This is a genomic window from Acidovorax sp. KPB24-07, from assembly GCF_057543315.1.
Genome location: NZ_BAAJYS010000730.1, coordinates 1 through 1,091 on the forward strand (window position 1 = coordinate 1; position 1,091 = coordinate 1,091).

The window sequence follows — 1,091 nt, forward strand, 5'->3', positions numbered from 1 at the left end:
CCCGGGCCAGGCAGGCCGCGCCAGGCCGGCACGCGCGCCGGCCTGGATTCGCTGCGGGATCGCTTACTTCTTGTCGCCGCCGGGCACGGTGCCTTCGACGCCCTTCACGTAGAAGTTCACACCGCCCAGGAACTTGTCGTCGGCCACCGCGTCCTTCGCCAGCACTTCCTTGCCGGTGTTGTCGGCGATCGGGCCCTTCCAGATCGAGAAGCTGCCATCCTTGAGGCCGGCCTTCACCTGCTCGACCTTGGCCTTGGTGTCGGCGGGCACGTCCTCGGCGATGGAGACGAGATCGATCGCGCCTTCCTTCACGCCCCACCAGCTCTGGCCGGTCGTCCAGGTGCCGCCCAGCGCATCCTTGGTGGCCTTGATGTAGTAAGGGCCCCAGTTGATCACGGCCGATGCCAGGTGGGCCTTCGGACCGTAGGCGGTCATGTCGGAATCCCAGCCAAAGGCGCGCTTGCCTTTTTCCTGCGCGGTCTTGAGCACGGCGGGCGAGTCGGTGTTCTGGAACAGCACGTCGGCGCCACCGTTGATGAGCGACGTGGCGGCCTCGGTTTCCTTCGGGGGGCTGAACCATTCGTTCACCCACACCACCTTGGTCTTGATCTTGGGATTGACCGACTGCGCGCCCAGCGTGAAGCTGTTGATGTTGCGGATCACCTCGGGGATCGGCACCGAGCCCACGACGCCCAGCGTGTTGGTCTGCGTCATGGCGCCGGCGATCACGCCGGCCATGTAGGCGCCCTCGTAGGTGCGGCTGTCATAGGTGCGCACGTTCTCGGCCGTCTTGTAGCCGGTGGCGTGCTCGAACTTCACGTCCTTGAAGTCGGGGGCGATCTTCTGGATCGACTCCATGTACCCGAACGTGGTGCCGAAGATCAGCTTGTTGCCCTGCGAGGCCATGTCGCGCAGCACGCGCTCGGCGTCGGCCGACTCGGGCACGCTCTCCACGAAGCTGGTCTGCACCTTGTCGCCGAACTCCTTCTCGATCGCCTTTCGGCCGTTGTCGTGCGCGAAGGACCAGCCGCCGTCGCCCACCGGGCCCACGTAGGCGAACGCGATCTTCAAAGGCTCGGCCTTCGCGGCGG

General features: G+C 66.0%; 1 protein-coding gene. It reads right to left on the bottom strand.

The features are described 5' to 3' along the window. Positions 1 to 63: 63 nt before the first annotated feature. The coding region (locus AC27IQ_RS25355; RefSeq protein WP_487091274.1) for a BMP family ABC transporter substrate-binding protein at positions 64 to 1,091 on the bottom strand (1,028 nt) is incomplete at its 5' end.